The organism is Exiguobacterium sp. ZOR0005 (assembly GCF_000798975.1).
GTDB lineage: Bacteria > Bacillota > Bacilli > Exiguobacteriales > Exiguobacteriaceae > Exiguobacterium > Exiguobacterium aurantiacum.
The window spans coordinates 1-15,381 of the sequence record NZ_JTLB01000007.1 but is presented as its reverse complement, the minus strand read 5'-3'; the positions used below and the strand labels follow the sequence as shown (position 1 = coordinate 15,381).

General features: G+C 53.0%; 18 protein-coding genes. 10 read left to right on the top strand and 8 right to left on the bottom strand.

Annotated features, from left to right (window positions below):
• Nucleotides 1-7 precede the first annotated feature (7 nt).
• A complete protein-coding gene (gene dinB, locus L971_RS02850) occupies nucleotides 8-1,099 on the bottom strand; it encodes a DNA polymerase IV (RefSeq protein WP_047374250.1) in 1,092 nt (363 codons plus the stop codon).
• A gap of 36 nt (nucleotides 1,100-1,135) precedes the next feature.
• Nucleotides 1,136-2,059, bottom strand: coding sequence for a CorA family divalent cation transporter (locus L971_RS02845; protein WP_052200241.1), 924 nt, complete (start codon nucleotides 2,057-2,059; stop codon nucleotides 1,136-1,138).
• 115 nt (nucleotides 2,060-2,174) lie between these two features.
• On the opposite strand from L971_RS02845, the gene L971_RS02840 reads away from it, so the two are divergent.
• Nucleotides 2,175-3,101, top strand: a complete 927-nt coding sequence (locus L971_RS02840) for an HD domain-containing protein (RefSeq protein WP_024371788.1) — start codon at nucleotides 2,175-2,177, stop codon at nucleotides 3,099-3,101.
• 41 nt (nucleotides 3,102-3,142) lie between these two features.
• Here L971_RS02840 and L971_RS02835 read toward each other — a convergent pair whose 3' ends face one another.
• Nucleotides 3,143-4,132 (bottom strand): peptidylprolyl isomerase, encoded by a 990-nt coding sequence (locus L971_RS02835; RefSeq protein ID WP_024371789.1) that lies wholly within the window; start codon nucleotides 4,130-4,132, stop codon nucleotides 3,143-3,145.
• Nucleotides 4,133-4,284: 152 nt separating this feature from the next.
• Here L971_RS02835 and L971_RS02830 point away from each other — a divergent pair, with 152 nt between their 5' ends.
• A complete protein-coding gene (locus L971_RS02830; RefSeq protein ID WP_231557553.1) occupies nucleotides 4,285-4,623 on the top strand; it encodes a DUF1878 family protein in 339 nt (112 codons plus the stop codon).
• On the opposite strand, the gene L971_RS02825 is transcribed toward L971_RS02830, so the two are convergent.
• On the bottom strand, nucleotides 4,607-5,170 hold the full coding sequence (locus L971_RS02825) for an HTH-type transcriptional regulator Hpr (RefSeq protein WP_024371791.1): 564 nt from the start codon (nucleotides 5,168-5,170) through the stop codon (nucleotides 4,607-4,609). The genes L971_RS02830 and L971_RS02825 overlap by 17 nt on opposite strands.
• Before the next feature lie 60 nt (nucleotides 5,171-5,230).
• The gene (locus L971_RS02820) at nucleotides 5,231-5,518 is read right to left on the bottom strand and encodes a hypothetical protein (protein ID WP_231557552.1); all 288 of its coding nucleotides are present in this window, start codon (nucleotides 5,516-5,518) and stop codon (nucleotides 5,231-5,233) included.
• A 237-nt stretch (nucleotides 5,519-5,755) separates the two neighbouring features.
• Between L971_RS02820 and L971_RS02815 the strand changes: the two genes are divergently transcribed.
• Nucleotides 5,756-6,091, top strand: a complete 336-nt coding sequence (locus L971_RS02815) for a hypothetical protein (RefSeq protein WP_024371793.1) — start codon at nucleotides 5,756-5,758, stop codon at nucleotides 6,089-6,091.
• Nucleotides 6,092-6,128: 37 nt separating this feature from the next.
• Here the strand turns inward: L971_RS02815 and L971_RS02810 are convergent, their stop codons facing one another.
• Nucleotides 6,129-6,557, bottom strand: a complete 429-nt coding sequence (locus tag L971_RS02810; RefSeq protein WP_024371794.1) for an HIT family protein — start codon at nucleotides 6,555-6,557, stop codon at nucleotides 6,129-6,131.
• A gap of 130 nt (nucleotides 6,558-6,687) precedes the next feature.
• On the opposite strand from L971_RS02810, the gene L971_RS14775 reads away from it, so the two are divergent.
• Nucleotides 6,688-7,728 carry a hypothetical protein gene (locus tag L971_RS14775; protein ID WP_052200239.1) on the top strand — a complete coding sequence of 347 codons (1,041 nt, stop codon included), beginning with the start codon at nucleotides 6,688-6,690 and terminating at the stop codon, nucleotides 7,726-7,728.
• 52 nt (nucleotides 7,729-7,780) lie between these two features.
• Here the strand turns inward: L971_RS14775 and L971_RS02795 are convergent, their stop codons facing one another.
• Complete coding sequence (locus L971_RS02795) at nucleotides 7,781-8,032, bottom strand: GlsB/YeaQ/YmgE family stress response membrane protein (RefSeq protein WP_024371796.1); 252 nt, start codon at nucleotides 8,030-8,032, stop codon at nucleotides 7,781-7,783.
• Nucleotides 8,033-8,198: 166 nt separating this feature from the next.
• Here L971_RS02795 and L971_RS02790 point away from each other — a divergent pair, with 166 nt between their 5' ends.
• Nucleotides 8,199-8,936: an ABC transporter ATP-binding protein gene (locus tag L971_RS02790; protein WP_024371797.1), complete on the top strand. Its 738-nt coding sequence runs from the start codon at nucleotides 8,199-8,201 to the stop codon at nucleotides 8,934-8,936.
• A complete protein-coding gene (locus L971_RS02785; protein ID WP_081977033.1) occupies nucleotides 8,933-10,063 on the top strand; it encodes an ABC transporter permease in 1,131 nt (376 codons plus the stop codon). Before L971_RS02790 ends, L971_RS02785 begins: the two co-directional genes overlap by 4 nt.
• Nucleotides 10,064-10,104: 41 nt before the next feature.
• On the opposite strand, the gene L971_RS02780 is transcribed toward L971_RS02785, so the two are convergent.
• The gene (locus L971_RS02780) at nucleotides 10,105-11,403 is read right to left on the bottom strand and encodes an ammonium transporter (RefSeq protein ID WP_024371799.1); all 1,299 of its coding nucleotides are present in this window, start codon (nucleotides 11,401-11,403) and stop codon (nucleotides 10,105-10,107) included.
• Between the two features lie 130 nt (nucleotides 11,404-11,533).
• Between L971_RS02780 and L971_RS02775 the strand changes: the two genes are divergently transcribed.
• The 4 genes from L971_RS02775 (at nucleotide 11,534) to hemG (ending at nucleotide 15,309) form a co-directional block, all read left to right on the top strand.
• Nucleotides 11,534-11,839: a MerR family transcriptional regulator gene (locus tag L971_RS02775; protein ID WP_024371800.1), complete on the top strand. Its 306-nt coding sequence runs from the start codon at nucleotides 11,534-11,536 to the stop codon at nucleotides 11,837-11,839.
• Between the two features lie 116 nt (nucleotides 11,840-11,955).
• Nucleotides 11,956-13,005 carry a uroporphyrinogen decarboxylase gene (hemE, locus tag L971_RS02770; protein WP_029335812.1) on the top strand — a complete coding sequence of 350 codons (1,050 nt, stop codon included), beginning with the start codon at nucleotides 11,956-11,958 and terminating at the stop codon, nucleotides 13,003-13,005.
• Nucleotides 13,002-13,931, top strand: a complete 930-nt coding sequence (gene hemH / locus L971_RS02765) for a ferrochelatase (protein WP_047374241.1) — start codon at nucleotides 13,002-13,004, stop codon at nucleotides 13,929-13,931. Before hemE ends, hemH begins: the two co-directional genes overlap by 4 nt.
• Nucleotides 13,924-15,309 (top strand): protoporphyrinogen oxidase, encoded by a 1,386-nt coding sequence (gene hemG, locus L971_RS02760; RefSeq protein ID WP_047374239.1) that lies wholly within the window; start codon nucleotides 13,924-13,926, stop codon nucleotides 15,307-15,309. Before hemH ends, hemG begins: the two co-directional genes overlap by 8 nt.
• Nucleotides 15,310-15,381 lie beyond the last annotated feature (72 nt).

The following is a 15,381-nucleotide window of genomic DNA, read 5'->3' as shown; positions in this document are numbered from 1 at the left end:
TGGTCATTCATTCTTCAAGGGGAGGTGTCGTCAACTCTTCGAATGTGAGCTGTCGCGTCGACTCGGTGCGGGGAATCAAATCGGAGACGGTCATTCCGATCAAGCGTACCGGTTCATTGATGCCCATCTCGTCGAACAGACGGCGGGCGAGACGTTTGATTTCGTCATGGTCGTGCGTCGGGTGGTTCAACTTGATCTGGTGACTGCGTGCCTGAAACTCGCTCGTCTTGATTTTGATCGTCACCGTCTGACAACTGAGCTCGCGACGGTCAAGCTGGCGCAAGACGTCCTGGATCTCCGGGACGACGCGCTCATAAACTTCTTCCGGGTCATCGAGGTCGAAGGCGAACGTCGTCTCGGATCCGATCGACTTCCGTTCACGGGTCGGGACGACCGGTCGGCTGTCGCGTCCATGGGCTAGTTCGTACAATTGTGTGCCGCGGTCATGGCCAAAGATGGCTTTTAATTCATCAGGCCGGGCTTGTTGAATATCGTGGATGAGATGGAAGCCGTGTTTGAAGAGTGTTTGGGCCGTCACTTTGCCGACGCCGTGCATCGTGTTGATCGGAAGCGGGGCGAGAAACGTCTCGACTTCAGAGGCCGGGACGACCGTGAGACCGTTCGGTTTCTCGAAACCGGAAGCGATTTTGGCGACGAATTTTGACGGGGCGACACCAGCCGAGGCGGTGAGACCCGTCCGGCGTTTGATTTCCCCGAGAATATAGCGGGCCACGTACGTGCCGGATGTGCTCATGAGCGTGTTCTCCGTGACGTCCAAATACGCTTCGTCGAGCGATAACGGTTCGACGAGCGGTGTCACGGATTTGAAGATCTGCATCACTTGGTCGCTTACTTGACGGTATGCTTGAAAACGCGGTTTGACGAACGTCGCCTGCGGACAGAGGGCGAACGCGCGGCGCGAAGACATGGCGCTATGGACCCCGTATTTTCGCGCCTCGTAAGAACACGTCGCGACGACGCCGCGGCTGTGCGGCGCACCGCCGACAATGACCGGCTTGTCCCGCAAGTGGGGACGGTCTCGTTGTTCGACGGATGCGTAAAACGCATCCATGTCGACGTGGATGATGAGACGATCCATGGGTATCCCCTTTCTAAATTATGTTGGATACGTCTATTATACCGAACTTTTGTTCGTTGTTTTATCTTTTTGTCTTCTAATGGCCTGCTTTGTGTTCACTTGGGTCGGGAATTGTAAGAGCGAGCCGATCCAATTTTTCCGTTTCAACCAGACTTGAATGACGACGGTGAAGCCGAGGATCATCGCCCAGGCGAAGACGTACCCGAACGGCCAGTCGAGCTCGGGCATTTCTTTGAAGTTCATTCCCCAGATGGCGCCGAAAGCGACGACCGGCGTGGTGAGCGCCGTGAAGACGGTGAGCGCCTTCATGATCTCGTTGCCCCGGAAGTTTGATAGTGTCGCCGCGAGATCGGTCATCGCGATGACATCGTTTTGATAGTGTTCGATAGAAGTGAGCAACCGTTCGACCCGATACGTGGCCAACCGATACGGTTTCATCTCTTGTAACTCGAGGTCGAGGAACGCCTCGCGCCCGGCCATGAGGAGTTCTCGATACGGCACGACCGTATCGGACCAACGTTCGATCTCGCTGCGGAGTCCGAAAATCTCGTTCATGAACTCAGGCGGGACTTGTCCGCTCATCTCACGCTGAGCAACCAAAAGACGCTCTTCATACTCATCGATTCCGTGGAAGTAGTAGTCCATCTTTTCGGCCAACAGTTCATAAAACGCCTCGATGGGTGTCTCGTACCGTTTCGCGGCCACGACCTCGCAGAACAAATCGTCAAATCCGATTGTCCATAAAAAATTGCGTCCAACAAAATAATGGCCGACCTTTTGCGGTTCCCGTTCGAGCTGCTCGTAGTCGAGTGTGAGTGAGCCGTACATGTAGCCTTCCCCGACGATGATTTTCGTGACGTTCGCTGTCGTCAATTGATCGAGCCAATACGTGTACGCCTCTTCGTAACGCTGATCGATGTGTACGGACTCCTCGGGCCGTGTGTACCAATTCCACTTCATGTTCTATTCCTCCAATTCGATTCTCCTTCAACTATTCCCGAATTGGGAAGAAAGTTGGCATCTCACCTGAAGTTTCGTTAAGATGGAGGTACTGAATTAGAGAGAGGTGCTAACATTGGCGACAAAAATCGGACAGCTCAAAGTGGGCGACACGTTAGACCAATATGTGATGATCAAACAATCTTATCGGGGACTTGCCGGCAATGGCAAACCATACTTGACGCTCATCCTTTGTGACGAGAGCGGGGAGATTGAGACGAAGCTGTGGGACAGTGCTGACACGGAGAAATATGCGATGAAAAAAATCGTTCACGCTTCGGGTGAAGTGATGGATTATCGCGGACGGACACAATTGAAGCTGAAACAGATCTCCATCATCGAAGGCGAGACGGATATCGCACCGTACGTCCGGTCGGCACCGGTCGCGAAATCGGAACTCGAGACGGCGATTCGGTCATATATCGAAGCGATTCGACATGACGGCATGCGACAGCTCGTCGCGACGGTCGTCGAGCGGCACGAAGAGGCGTACTTCACGTACCCGGCGGCCGTGCGCCACCATCACGCCGTCTATTCGGGTCTGGCGTTCCACGTCATGTCGATGCTGAAGCTCGCCGAGACGATGTGTGACTTGTATCCACAGTTGAACCGGGACTTGCTCGTCTCAGGAGTCGTCTTGCACGATTTGGCGAAAGTCATCGAACTGTCAGATGCGATCACACCGGAATACACGCTCGAAGGAAAGCTGCTCGGACATTTGTCATTGATGGCGTCTGAAATCGAAGTCATTGCGCGTGAGCTCGGCACCGATCGTGAAGTTGTGACCTTGCTGCAACATCTCGTCCTCAGCCACCACGGAAAACCGGAATGGGGTTCGGCGAACGCGCCGCAACTTCCGGAAGCGGAGATGTTGTTTTTCATCGACAACATCGATGCGCGGATGAATATGTTCGACAAGGCGTACGAAGGCGTCGAGCCAGGTGCGTTCACGGAACGGGTCATGGCGCTCGATAATCGCGCGTTTTACAAGCCGAAACTCTAAGAAAAACGGTCGCTCTCGTTGTGAGAGCGACCGTTTTTGGTTTATTGTTCAGTTGATTCTTCAGCTGGTGCTTCTTCTGATGCTTTCACAGCTTCTTTGACTGCGTCGAACTGTTGTGATGCTTTCGCATCTTTCACGTCGACGTTATACTTCTCGATCAACTCGGCATAGATCTTGTTCGCGTCAACCGATGCAGCTTTCTCGGCTGCGAGTTCTTCACGGATGCGATCTTTCTCGTCTTCGAGTTTGAGATCTTTCTCTTTCCGGTCGACGACTTTGATGATGTGGTAACCGAACTGCGATTGAACAGGTTCAGAAATCTCACCGACGACGTCTTCACGGAACGAATACTCTTCGAACTCAGGGACCATCGCGCCGGCTGAGAAGTAACCGAGATCGCCGCCTTGTGCGCCTGAACCGGTATCTGTCGACTTCTCTTTAGCGAGTTCAGCGAAGTCCGCTCCGTCGTTCAATTGCTTGATGATGTCTTGTGCTTCTTCTTCTGTCTCGACGAGGATATGGCTCGCTTGGACTTCAACGTTTTCTTTCGCGAATTGAGCTTCGATCTCTTCATCTGTCACATCGACAAGTTCAGATTTCGCTGCATCGACGAGCATTTGGCCGCGAAGGGCTTCTTTAAACTCGTCTGTGCCTGTCATGCCGGCTTGTTGAATCGCTTGCTCGAACTCTTCTTTCGAGTTGAACTGCTCTTCAGTTTTGCTGTACTCTTCGTCGACTTTATCTTGTTCGACTTTGTCGCCGTATTCTTTCTCAAGGAGCTCGTTCATCGTTTCTTGGAACGCGAGTTGCGGGACCATGCGGTCGTAACTCATATTCGCGATTTCACCGCGTGTGATCTCGCCGCCTTCGAATGAGACGACAGTTGAGTCATCTGATGCGCCGCCGCCGTTCGTCGCTGCGTACGTACCGCCTGCACCGATTACGAGTGCGAGAGCAGATGCGCCGACGAGGGCGCCCGTTGAAAATTTCTTATCTTGTTTTTTTGGTTCATTCGTCATTCCGTTTGACATATATTCCACCCCTAAAAATCTATAAGTTTCTTATGTCCGACTATATCACATTTTCCTAATCATGACAGCTGTTCTGTTACCTGTACCGTATCATAGCACACAAACGTATCGTATAATGATGAAAGAGAATGTGAAATGATGGGGTGGGAAACGTGTCGTTAGAAGAGAAAGTCAAACAATTGTCATACCAGATGGAGCTGTTGATGAAATCGGTCGACTGGTCGGATCGTCCGTTTGAATATGAAATCATCCGGGCGAATTTGACGAAAGAGGATGTGGAAGCCTTCCACACGTTGTTGGAGGAAATCCGGCAACAACAAAACGAGCAAGGGCGGTACGGTCTCTCGTCCGTAGAGCCACTGCTCGTCAGTTTCGTCGGTATGTTACATCCGGCGCTTGATCCTGAGAAAATTTTAGCCGCGTGTGTCAAGCAACAAATCGAGCTTGATGTGACGGAGCCGCTTTATCAGCAGGTCAAGCTTCTTTCGTGACCTCGTCTTCTTCCGGACGGCGTCCGGCTTCTTCGGTGATCATTTTCGACGTCTCAGCGAAGATATCCATGAAGTTGTCGCCATAGAGACGGCGGACGATCGCGGTGATGTCGGTCAAGTCAGGATATTTCCCGTATAACTCTTGAAGCGGGAGCGAGGCACGGAAAACACCGTTCTCTTCCGGGTCGAAGGCGTGAATCGTCTCAAGCAGGAGCGCCTCGCCTTCAGGCGTCAACTGGACGTACGTATTACGTTTGTCCGTCTCTTTTTTAGAGAACGTGAGCAAACCGCGGTCTTCAAGCTTCTTTGAGAAGTTGAACGCCGTCGATACGTGCATGACGCCGTATTTCGCGATCTCAGAAATCGAGGCACCGCCTAACGCGTGGGCAATCCATAAAATATGGTGCTCGTTTATGTTCAAATCGAACGGTTTGATCCAATTCTGCCAGTCTTTTTCGACCGTCTTCCACAATGCTTTGCTGAGTTGAATGATTTTATGGCTATACAGCATGGCCTCGGGGCCAGTGAACTCTTTTTCGTGATCCATCTCGATCCATCCTTTCCGGATACAAAGTGACTAAAACGACGGACGATGACGACAGACAAATCAGTCAGTCTGTTTCGCTTTCGTTTCGGTCATATCTGACTGTACGTTCGAAAGCTCGTTAAGGTTTCCTTGGATCCGCTCGATAGAAGGCTGAATGTCTTGTTGATAGCGTTCGACTTCGGCTTTCACTTGATCCGCCAATTCTTTCCCTTGCAGCTTGCCTGCCTGTGCGACGTGCGATGTGTCAGCCGCAACTTTTTTGAATTGTTCTTTCAACGTAGTGATTGTAGACGCCCGATGCTGCTTCGATGCGGCATCGTTTGCCGTTCCACGAGCGAGTTTTCGCATCGTCGCAACCCCTAAAAACGCTACGACAAAGCCGAAAGCAACCCATTCTCGACGATTGTGACTCGACAATACATTCCCCTCCTCAAGCACGATGATGCTAGAATACATTCTTTTCATATTATTTTACCAAAAAAGAGAGATTAAAAACCTATATCTCAAATAAAATTTTTCAGAACATTCAATTTTGACCGAAAAATCATTTTATTTTAGAATGTAGGTAAAGGAAGGTGACCTCCAGTGAACAAGCAAAAGCGTTGGGTCGACGACATGTTGGACTTGTATAACGCTGCGATACGACTCGGAGATGACACTTGGGCACACACAATCATGGAAGCACTCGAGGCGGGATATGAAGCATCAGAACAGAGCGAACAGGAGCGCAAGCAAACGTTGCTTGAAAAGCGACTCGTCGAAATAGATGCCCGCCTACATGAATTACGAAAAGAATTTGAACAAGCCGAATCTGTCAAATCGCGTCAGCAGTTGTACGAGCAGGCGATCAAATTACAAGTCGAACGGGCACAAATCGATGAGGAACGGAAACGCCACCTCGATTCGATCAATTCAACATAAACCAACACGGACCGGGCATATGCCCGGTCCGTGTCATTTAAACGTGTTGTTTGATTTGAGTGGCCAGCTGTTTGAGCGTTTCTTGCGAATACTCGTCCATGTGTGTTTCCCATTTCGCGCCGAAGCCATCGTCGTGGCCAAAACGCGGGATCAAATGAATATGGAAATGATAGACGGTCTGACCGGCGATTTCCTCGGCGTTGGACAGAACGTTCATCCCGATGGCGCCGGTCTCACGTTGAATCGCGTTCGCGATTTTCGGGACGGTCTGAAACACGTCCGCCGCAATGTTTTCCGGGAGCTCATAGACGTTTCGGGCGTGGTGTTTTGGAATGACGAGCGTATGTCCGTTCGTCACTTGCGAGATGTCGAGGAAAGCGACGACGTCATCATCTTCGTACACTTTGTGAGAAGGGATTTCGTTGTTGACGATTTTACAAAAAATACAGTTGTCTTCTGTGTGCATGGCACGTCCTCCATTCTGAAATGACTGTTCCATTTCATCATAACATGGAAATTCGGGCGGAAGAACGATTGTCCTGTCGATGGATGCTGACATACAATAGAATAAAACGAGATAGAGAGGAGGGAAACGCTTGGCGTATGAACGGACGAAAAAGAGCGTACCGAAGCGCCGCCTTCGGATATGGTTGGCCGGCGGGGGCGTCCTCGCTGTTGTCGCCATCCTCGTGTACGTATACGGTTATCAGCCGGCCGCAGAAAACGAGAACATTCACGTCCGGTTCAAAGAGGCGCTGCTCACGGAAGATATCGCGTTCTTCGAACAGACGGTCGAATACGCCAACGTTCCGCTCACGCGGGCCGAGGCCATCCGTTTTGTCCGATGGTTGAACGATGAGCCGGCGCTTCGAGGCGAGGCGATCGCCGAGGTGGCACGGGATCGTCAACAGACTTCGGACGGAGAAGGACTGTTCCGCTTGACCGACACAGGGGAGGGGCGGTTCGGTTTTGCCGATTATCAGATCGAATTGTTGCCGCAACGCCTCACCGTGACAGCAGACAGACCGCTGACGAACGTGTGGGTGGATGGGACGCAAGCGGGACGGGTAGAAAAAACAGGGGATACCGTCACCATCGATCGGATGCCCGGCCGATATGACGTGAAGGCGGTCGCGGTCGTAGGTGGAGAGACGATAGTGAAGGAAGAAACCGTGACGCTCGTCGAGGCGACCGAGCTCGCATTCGAGCTTGAGGCGGAGACCGGCGAGACAATCGCGGGGCAGTTCGATATCGAACGTCTGGAGTTGATCGCGATTGAGGTCGAGGCGCGGACGGGACATCCGCTCGAGACGATGGATGGACTCATGAACAAACGGGAAAGCACGGTCCTCGAGCAACTAGGTGAACCGAGCGACCAAAACGGCGTCTGGCGGTATGAGGGGTTCGATGTGACGTTTGAGAACGGGCGGGTGAACCGGATCGACATCGACTTGGATAAACGTCCCGACGATATGGTCGCGTTGCTTGGGGAACCGGAGGAACGGATTGATACCGAGCTTGGCACGGAGTGGCGTTATGACCGTTCGTTCATCGAATCGATTTTCACGTTGTTCGGTCTCCAGACGGATAAACGCTTCATTGAACGGGACGGCAAGCTATACGTCGTCATCAGCTGAACGTGAAACGGGACCCTCGTAGTCGAGGGTCCCGTTTTCGGTAGGCATTTGATTAGCGTTTACGCATAGATTTCATGACGAACGATACGATCAAGATTAAGATAATCGCACCGAGAAGTGCTGGTACGATTGCGATGCCGCCAACTGCAGGACCGAAGTCACCGAAGATGAGGCCACCGAGCCAAGCACCGATGATACCAGCGATGATGTTACCGATAACGCCACCTGGCACATCCTTACCTAAAATAAGACCTGCTAACCAACCGATAATACCCCCGACGATTAAAGTGATAATCCAACCCATAAAACATTCTCCTTTCTGTTTTGTCCATTGTCCTGACTTACATTTTTATGGAACAATGGAAGTGATGAATAAGTTTTAAAATGCCTTACAGTTCAGATTATTCCCATGTGACAGCTTTTAAAACATATATCACAAAAAAAAGTTGAAAATGAGGGGTGGAGTTTTCATGTTGCACGTCGACAAGTTGAACGGCGGTTATATAGGTAAACAAGTGTTGCACGACGTCACGTTCGAAGTCGGAAAAGGGGAGCTTGTCGGGCTGATAGGGCTAAACGGAGCCGGGAAATCGACGACAATCAAACACATTTTGGGGTTGCTTGAACCCGTTTCTGGAACGGTCACGGTCGGTGGGGAAACTGTCCAATCGTCTGAAAAAAACTATCGCAAAAAAATAAGTTATATACCTGAGACCCCTATTTTGTACGACACGTTGACCTTGCGTGAACATTTGACGCTCATGGGGAAAGCGTATGAGATACGTGAAAAGGATTTAGAAGAACGGACAGCACAGCTCGCCAAAAATATGCGGATGGAGAAGCAACTTGACTGGTTTCCGTCGGTCTTCTCGAAAGGTATGCGGCAAAAGGCGATGATCCTTTGTGCGCTCGTGACGAAGACGCCGCTCCTCATCGTCGACGAACCGTTTGTCGGGCTCGACCCGCTCGCGATCCGTCAACTGCTCCAATTATTTGACGAGTATAAAGAAGAGAGTGCGATTTTAATGTCGACGCATATCTTAGAGACGGCAGAGCGACACTGTGATCGTTTCGTCTTTTTACATCAAGGCGCGGTCATCGCCACAGGGACAGCGAGCGAGTTACGTGAGAAATACGCGCTCGCACCGGATGCAACGCTCGACGATATTTACGTCGAGGCGATTGACGCCGAGGAGCGGACGAGATGAACGTGTTTCGCACCCGGTTCGGCGTCTGGATGGAAGAGGTCGTGAAATATAGCCGCTACGTGGCGAATGGCGGTTTGTTGTTCACGTTATACTTCACTTTGATTTATGGCGCTTTCGTGTATAACCAGTTTTTGAACGGGCTGGACACGTCGTTCCCGAGCGAGTGGGTCGTCGCGTTGGCTTTCCTCGTCTTGCCGCTCGGTCACCGGCCGAGAACGCTAATACGAGAAGCCGACCAAGTGTTTTTATTGCCTGAACTCGGAAGCATTCGCTCGTACATGAACGGCGTCCGCTTGTTCAACGTCGTCTTCGCGAGCATCCGCGCCCTCGTCCTCATGCTCGTCCTCTTGCCGCTCCTCGTCAGGACGCTTGAGCTGACGTCAGCGGAGGTGTTTGCCCTCGTCTTCGCGAGCATCTTGCTCTCGGTCGTCGGCCGCCTCGCGAAGTTGGAAGGAATCCGTTTCGTAGGGGTCGCGAGTGCCGTGGCCAGCGGCGGCTTAATGTTTCTCGGGATGCCGTTGTTGACGCCGTTACCGGCGCTCGCCGCGCTCGTCTTCCTTCATATGAGACGGCACGAACGGATCCCGCTCCTGGAGTGGCTCGCCCTCGAACAGACGAGCAAGGCACAGTTTAATCGGATCGTCAGTTGGTTCGTCGACTTGCCGGAGATGCGTGAAGAAGTGAAAGAGCGCAAGCTCGTCGTGAAGATGATTGAACGTTCGGTGCTCGCCCGTGCGGATGCGGCACGTTATATGTACGGTTTACGCATCGCACGGTCGAAAGACTCGCTCGACTTGATCATTCGGCTGTCGCTCGTCGCGGTGCTCGTCATGTGGCTCGCTGGCGGTTGGTACGTTGGCATCGTCGTGCCCTTGTTTGTCGGCTTGACGGCGCTGCAACTCGTGCCGCTCTTCAAACGGCTCGACACGGTCTCGATCGCGTCGTGGCTGCCGATCACCCGCCTCGAGCGTCTCACGGCTTATAAGTGGTGGACGCTCCGCCTTCTCGTCGGACAGGCGCTCGGACTATGTGTCGTCTCACTCTTCTTTGGGGCGAGCTGGGACGCTCTCGTCGGACTGCTAGTTGCGTACGGGATCGTGCGGTACTATTTGTCGAGATTGACATGAAAACAAGGACACCCACGCGATGGGTGTCCTTGTTTGTGACGTTATTTCTTCGGTGACATGACCGAGACGCTCGAACCGAGTATTTTCGGAAGGCGTGCCGGAGTGTCTGGTTGTGCTTCGATTTCTCCGTAAGCCGAGACGCCATGCTCGGCGATGTCGAGGCCGATGTCTTCTTGTTCTTCCGTGACACGAAGCCCAATCGTCACGTCGAGAAGTTTCAAGAACGCGTAGCTTCCGCCACCAGCGATGACCATGGCGATCAAGACGCCGAGCGCCTGGACGCCGAGTTGACCGAGACCGCCGCCGTAGAAGAGGCCGGCCGATCCGATGCCCGTGATCTCGACGAGTCGTGGTGAGGCGAAGAAACCGAGGGCGAGCGTCCCGATGATTCCAGCGACGCCGTGAACGGAGAAGGCGCAGAGCGGGTCGTCGACGTATTTCGCCATGAGAATGCTCGTTCCGTATGTCGCGACCGCAGCTAGCGCCCCGATGATGACGGCGGCCCATGGCTCGACGAACGCACAAGCGGCCGTGATGGCGACGAGCGCTCCGAGGACACCGTTGACGACCGTCGGGATGTCCGCTTTCTTCCGGTGGACCATGACGATGGCGAGCGCACCGAGTGCGCCGGCAGCTGTAGCAAGCATCGTTGTCAATGCGACGTAACCGAAGAACCCGTCAGCGACTGACATCGTCGATCCGGCGTTGAATCCGAACCAGCAAAGCCAAAGGACGAGTCCACCGACGACCGTTAGGACGTGGTTGTGACCAGCGAGTGATTCGGTCTTCCGGCGTGGTTTCAAGATGATCGTCGCCATGAGCGCGGCCATCCCGCCTTGGAGGTGGACGACGGCCGAACCGGCAAAGTCTTGCATTCCCATCGAGCCGAGCAATCCACCGGCCCAGACCGAGCGAGCGACAATCGGGTAGAGGATGGCGACGAAGAAGATGCCGAACAAAACGTAAGCGGAAAGTTTGGCTCGTTCCGCGAAGCCGCCCCAAGCGATAGCGAGTGCGACCGCGACGAACGATAACTGGAACAAGAATTTGATGTCGATTGAGACGTTCGCCCAATCAAGGCTTGTGAACGAACCGTTCAAGAAGAACCCTTCTGTTCCGAACCAGCGTGTCCCGTCCCCGAAGGATAGTCCGAACCCGACAGCCCAAAAAGCAAGTGCCGCCACAGAGAGGCTGATAATTTGTTTGACGGCGACGTGCCCGGCGTTTTTCGCCCGGAGTGTCCCTGTTTCTAGCAGACCAAAGCCAAGTTGCATCGTTAAAACGAGCAATGCCGCGATGAGTACGAACAGCGTGTCCATATAATACATAATGTCTTCCATGTTGCGATTCCTCCTTTTTTTCATCGGTGTGGGTGAAAAGTTGTTTTCAGTTTAAGTCGAAATATTCGAGGTGGATTGCATTTTGTCAGATTATCTGACATAGTTTTTTCAAAAGGGAGGAGCGGGCAGCGTGGACTATAAATTAAAGAAAGTGATCGGGATGGGCGTCATCACTGAATTGACGGGACTTTCTGAGCGTCAGGTCCGCTATTATGAAGCGAAAGGACTCATCTTTCCTGAACGTACGAAAGGCGGGTCACGTAAATATTCTTTCCATGACGTCGAGCGACTGATCGATGTCGCTTCGAAACTTGAAGACGGTTGGCGCATTCAAGACATTAAAGACCGAGAGAAGCGTCTGTCGACGAAACAGCGTGACGAATTGATTCGTGGTCAGCTCAACTCGGCGTTCCGCACGTATCCGACAAAAAAATGACACAAAGTAAACACAATGAAAATGCTTCACATTAGCATTATTCTAATTCATTTCTGTATAATGTTTTTGAGTTCACATACCTATAGAAGAAGAGTGTAGGAGAAATAAAGAGGGGAATGACGCGACGTATGAACGATACTATTTTAAAGGCGTTTCGAGGAGAGGCGACAGACTATGTGCCTGTCTGGTATATGCGACAAGCGGGACGCTATCAGCCGGAATATAGGGAGATCAAAAAGACGAGGACGCTGTTTGAGATCACGCACGATGCGGAACTGTGCGCCTATGTGACCGAGCTTCCAGTCAAGCAGCTCGGTGTCGACGCGGCCATTCTGTACAAGGACATCATGACGCCACTGCCATCGATGGGTGTCGACGTCGAGATCAAGAGCGGCATTGGTCCGGTCATTGACAATCCGTACCGGACGATGGAAGACGTCGAAAGCTTGAAACCGCTCAACACGGATGATATCGCTTACGTGTTTGAGACGATCCGTTTGCTCCGGGAACGTCTCGATGTACCACTCATCGGGTTCTCAGGGGCACCGTTCACACTCGCGAGCTATATGATCGAAGGTGGCCCATCGAAGAGCTACCACCGGACGAAAGCGCTCATGTACGCGGAACCGGACGTTTGGAACGCGCTCATGGAAAAATTGGGGGATATGGTCATCACTTACGCGAAAGCGCAGGCCGAGGCCGGTATCCAAGCGTTCCAATTGTTCGACTCGTGGGTCGGGACGCTTAGCCGTAAAGACTACGCTCGTTACATCAAGCCGACGACGGAACGCATCTTTAACGAATTGCGTCCGCTCGATATCCCGCTCATCATGCACGGTGTCGGTGCGAGCCATCAAGTGGAAGAGTGGAACAGCTTGCCGATCGACGTCGTCGGTCTCGACTGGCGCTTGTCTGTCCAAGAAGCCCGCGACCGTGGTGTCACGAAAGCAGTCCAAGGAAACTTGGATCCGTCGTTCTTGCTCGCACCATGGCCGGTCATCGAGGAGAAAGTGAAAGAGATTCTTGATGAAGGCATGAAACAACCAGGGTACGTCTTCAACTTGGGACATGGGGTGTTCCCAGAAGTCGACCCGGCCGTACTCGTCAAATTGACAGCATTCATCCACGATTACTCACGTGAAAAAATGGGAGGCAAATCATCATGAAAACAGTCGGACTACTCGTAATGGCTTATGGCACACCGTACAAGCCGGAAGACATCGAACGCTACTACACGCACATCCGTTATGGCCGGAAGCCGTCACCGGAAGCGCTTCAAGATTTGACAGAGCGCTATGAGGCGATCGGCGGGGTATCCCCGCTCGCGAAGATCACGATCGATCAAGCGGAAACGCTTCGTGACATCTTGAACGAGCGTCATGCCGATGAGATCGAGTTCAAATTGTATATCGGTCTGAAGCACATCGAACCGTTCGTCGAAGATGCTGTCGCGCAAATGGCGAACGATGGCATCAAAGAAGCGGTGTCGGTCGTATTGGCTCCGCACTACTCGTCATATAGCGTCAAGTCATACAACGGACGCGCCCATGAGGAAGCGGCCAAATACGGCATCGAGATTCGTTCGGTTGAATCATGGTACGATGAGCCGAAATTCATCAACTGGTGGGCAGAGGCGATCAAAGAAACGTTCGCGAACTTGCCGGTACCGGCCGAGAAGGCGTGCTTGATCGTGTCGGCACACAGTCTCCCTGAGAAGATTTTGGCCGGAGGTGACCCGTACCCGGATCAATTGAAAGAGACGGCGGACAAAATCGCGCAAGCGGCCGGTGTCCCGCACTATGAGGTCGGTTGGCAGTCAGAAGGCAACACACCTGACCCTTGGATCGGGCCTGACGTCCAAGACTTGACGGCTGAACTTTATGAAAAGCATGGCTATGAGGCGTTCGTGTATACGCCGGTCGGATTCGTCGCAGACCACCTCGAAGTTCTCTTCGACAACGATGTGGAATGTAAAGTCGTCTGTGATCGTCTCGGCGTTCACTACGCGCGTCCGAACATGCCAAACGCGGAGCGGAGCTTCATCGAGGCCATCGCGGATCGGATGGAAAGCGTGATTGTGCATCATGCGTAATTTGACGATTGTCGGCGGTGGGATCACAGGTCTCACCGCCGCTTTTTATGCCGAACGCTATTTGCCGGAAGACGTATCGATCACGTTGCTTGAAGCGAGCGGTCGACTCGGCGGTAAAATCGACACGTTCGAGACGGGGGAGTTCGCGGTTGAGCGCGGTCCCGACTCTTACGTGTTTCGGAAGACGGCGATGACGGAGTTGATTAAAAATGTCGGACTCGGCGATGAGATCGTCCGCAACGGCGTCGGTCAGGCGTATGTGTTGCACCGTGACGGCCTTCATCCGATCCCGAAACAGACGGTGATGGGGATCCCGCTCGATGTCGACGCATTTAAAGACACGACGCTCTTATCGGAAGAAGAACACGCTGCGCTTCGGGAGATGCTATTGTCGCCACCGGACGTGGCCCCCCCGGAGACAGACGTCTCGCTAGGTCTCTATTTGCGTGAGCGTGTCGGAGACCCGATCGTCGACCGTTTGATCGAACCGCTCTTGTCTGGCATTTACGCCGGCGATATCGACAAGATGAGCGCGTTGTCGACGTTCCCGCAGTTCATCGAAGGGGAGAAGCGGTACGGGAACTTATACGAAGGGATGCGTCACCTGCGTCCCGAGCAACGCGTCGCCGAAGTCGGCGCGAAGAAAGTCGGTCAGTTCGCCTCGCTCAAGCGTGGATTGAAATCACTGACGGACCGGATCGCGGAACGGCTCGAACGGACGGAGATCATCTTGAACTGTTCGGTCGAGCAGGTCGAGGAAATCGACGGCGGGTATCGCCTGCTCACGAATCGCGGCGACATCGACTCCGAACGCCTCATCTTGACCGTGCCACCGCGACTCATTCGTCAGTTTTTGCCGAAAGTCGACAGCGATTTTTTGGCTGAGATGAAACCGCACGCCACGGCGACGTGTTCGCTCGTCTTTAAAGAAGGAGACATTGAACTCCCGTTCGTCGGGACCGGCTTTGTCACGAGTCAAGAAGCGGACGTCGTGATCACGGCGTGCACATTCATCGATCAAAAGTGGCCGCACGCCGTGCCGGATGGCTATCATGTCCTTCGCGTCTTCCTCGGTCGTCCGGGTGCCGATGACATCGTTGAGGCATCGGACGAAGAGATTGTCGCGACGGCGCTCCGTGATCTCGGGGGATTGATGACGATACACAGGAAGCCAAATCAAACCGTCGTCAGCCGTTTACGTGACGGGCTACCGCCATATTCGGTGTTCCATGCGGACCGTGTCAGAGCACTCCGGGCCGAGATGGGCCGTGTCTATCCGGGCGTGTTGTTGGCTGGGATTGCTTATGACGGGATCGGCATGCCGGACTGTATTAACAGTGTCCATGAACAAATCAAACAGATGGCCGCACAAGGTTAAGGATTTATGAAGAGAGGTGCCGGATTTTTCCGCCGGCCTCTCTTTTTGTTATAGTTAGAAGCGAAAGAGAAA

Coding starts and splice junctions, on each gene's coding strand:
- L971_RS02820 (WP_231557552.1), bottom strand. CDS start 5,518: ATGCGAAAACTCGCTCGTGGAACGGCAAACGATGCCGCATCGAAGCAG.
- L971_RS02825 (WP_024371791.1), bottom strand. CDS start 5,170: ATGGATCACGAAAAAGAGTTCACTGGCCCCGAGGCCATGCTGTATAGC.
- L971_RS02795 (WP_024371796.1), bottom strand. CDS start 8,032: ATGGGTTGGATTATCACTTTAATCGTCGGGGGTATTATCGGTTGGTTA.
- hemG (WP_047374239.1), top strand. CDS start 13,924: ATGCGTAATTTGACGATTGTCGGCGGTGGGATCACAGGTCTCACCGCC.
- L971_RS02780 (WP_024371799.1), bottom strand. CDS start 11,403: ATGGAAGACATTATGTATTATATGGACACGCTGTTCGTACTCATCGCG.
- L971_RS02785 (WP_081977033.1), top strand. CDS start 8,933: ATGAACGTGTTTCGCACCCGGTTCGGCGTCTGGATGGAAGAGGTCGTG.
- L971_RS02810 (WP_024371794.1), bottom strand. CDS start 6,557: ATGCACACAGAAGACAACTGTATTTTTTGTAAAATCGTCAACAACGAA.
- L971_RS02790 (WP_024371797.1), top strand. CDS start 8,199: ATGTTGCACGTCGACAAGTTGAACGGCGGTTATATAGGTAAACAAGTG.
- hemE (WP_029335812.1), top strand. CDS start 11,956: ATGACGCGACGTATGAACGATACTATTTTAAAGGCGTTTCGAGGAGAG.
- L971_RS02845 (WP_052200241.1), bottom strand. CDS start 2,059: ATGAAGTGGAATTGGTACACACGGCCCGAGGAGTCCGTACACATCGAT.
- dinB (WP_047374250.1), bottom strand. CDS start 1,099: ATGGATCGTCTCATCATCCACGTCGACATGGATGCGTTTTACGCATCC.
- L971_RS02835 (WP_024371789.1), bottom strand. CDS start 4,132: ATGTCAAACGGAATGACGAATGAACCAAAAAAACAAGATAAGAAATTT.
- hemH (WP_047374241.1), top strand. CDS start 13,002: ATGAAAACAGTCGGACTACTCGTAATGGCTTATGGCACACCGTACAAG.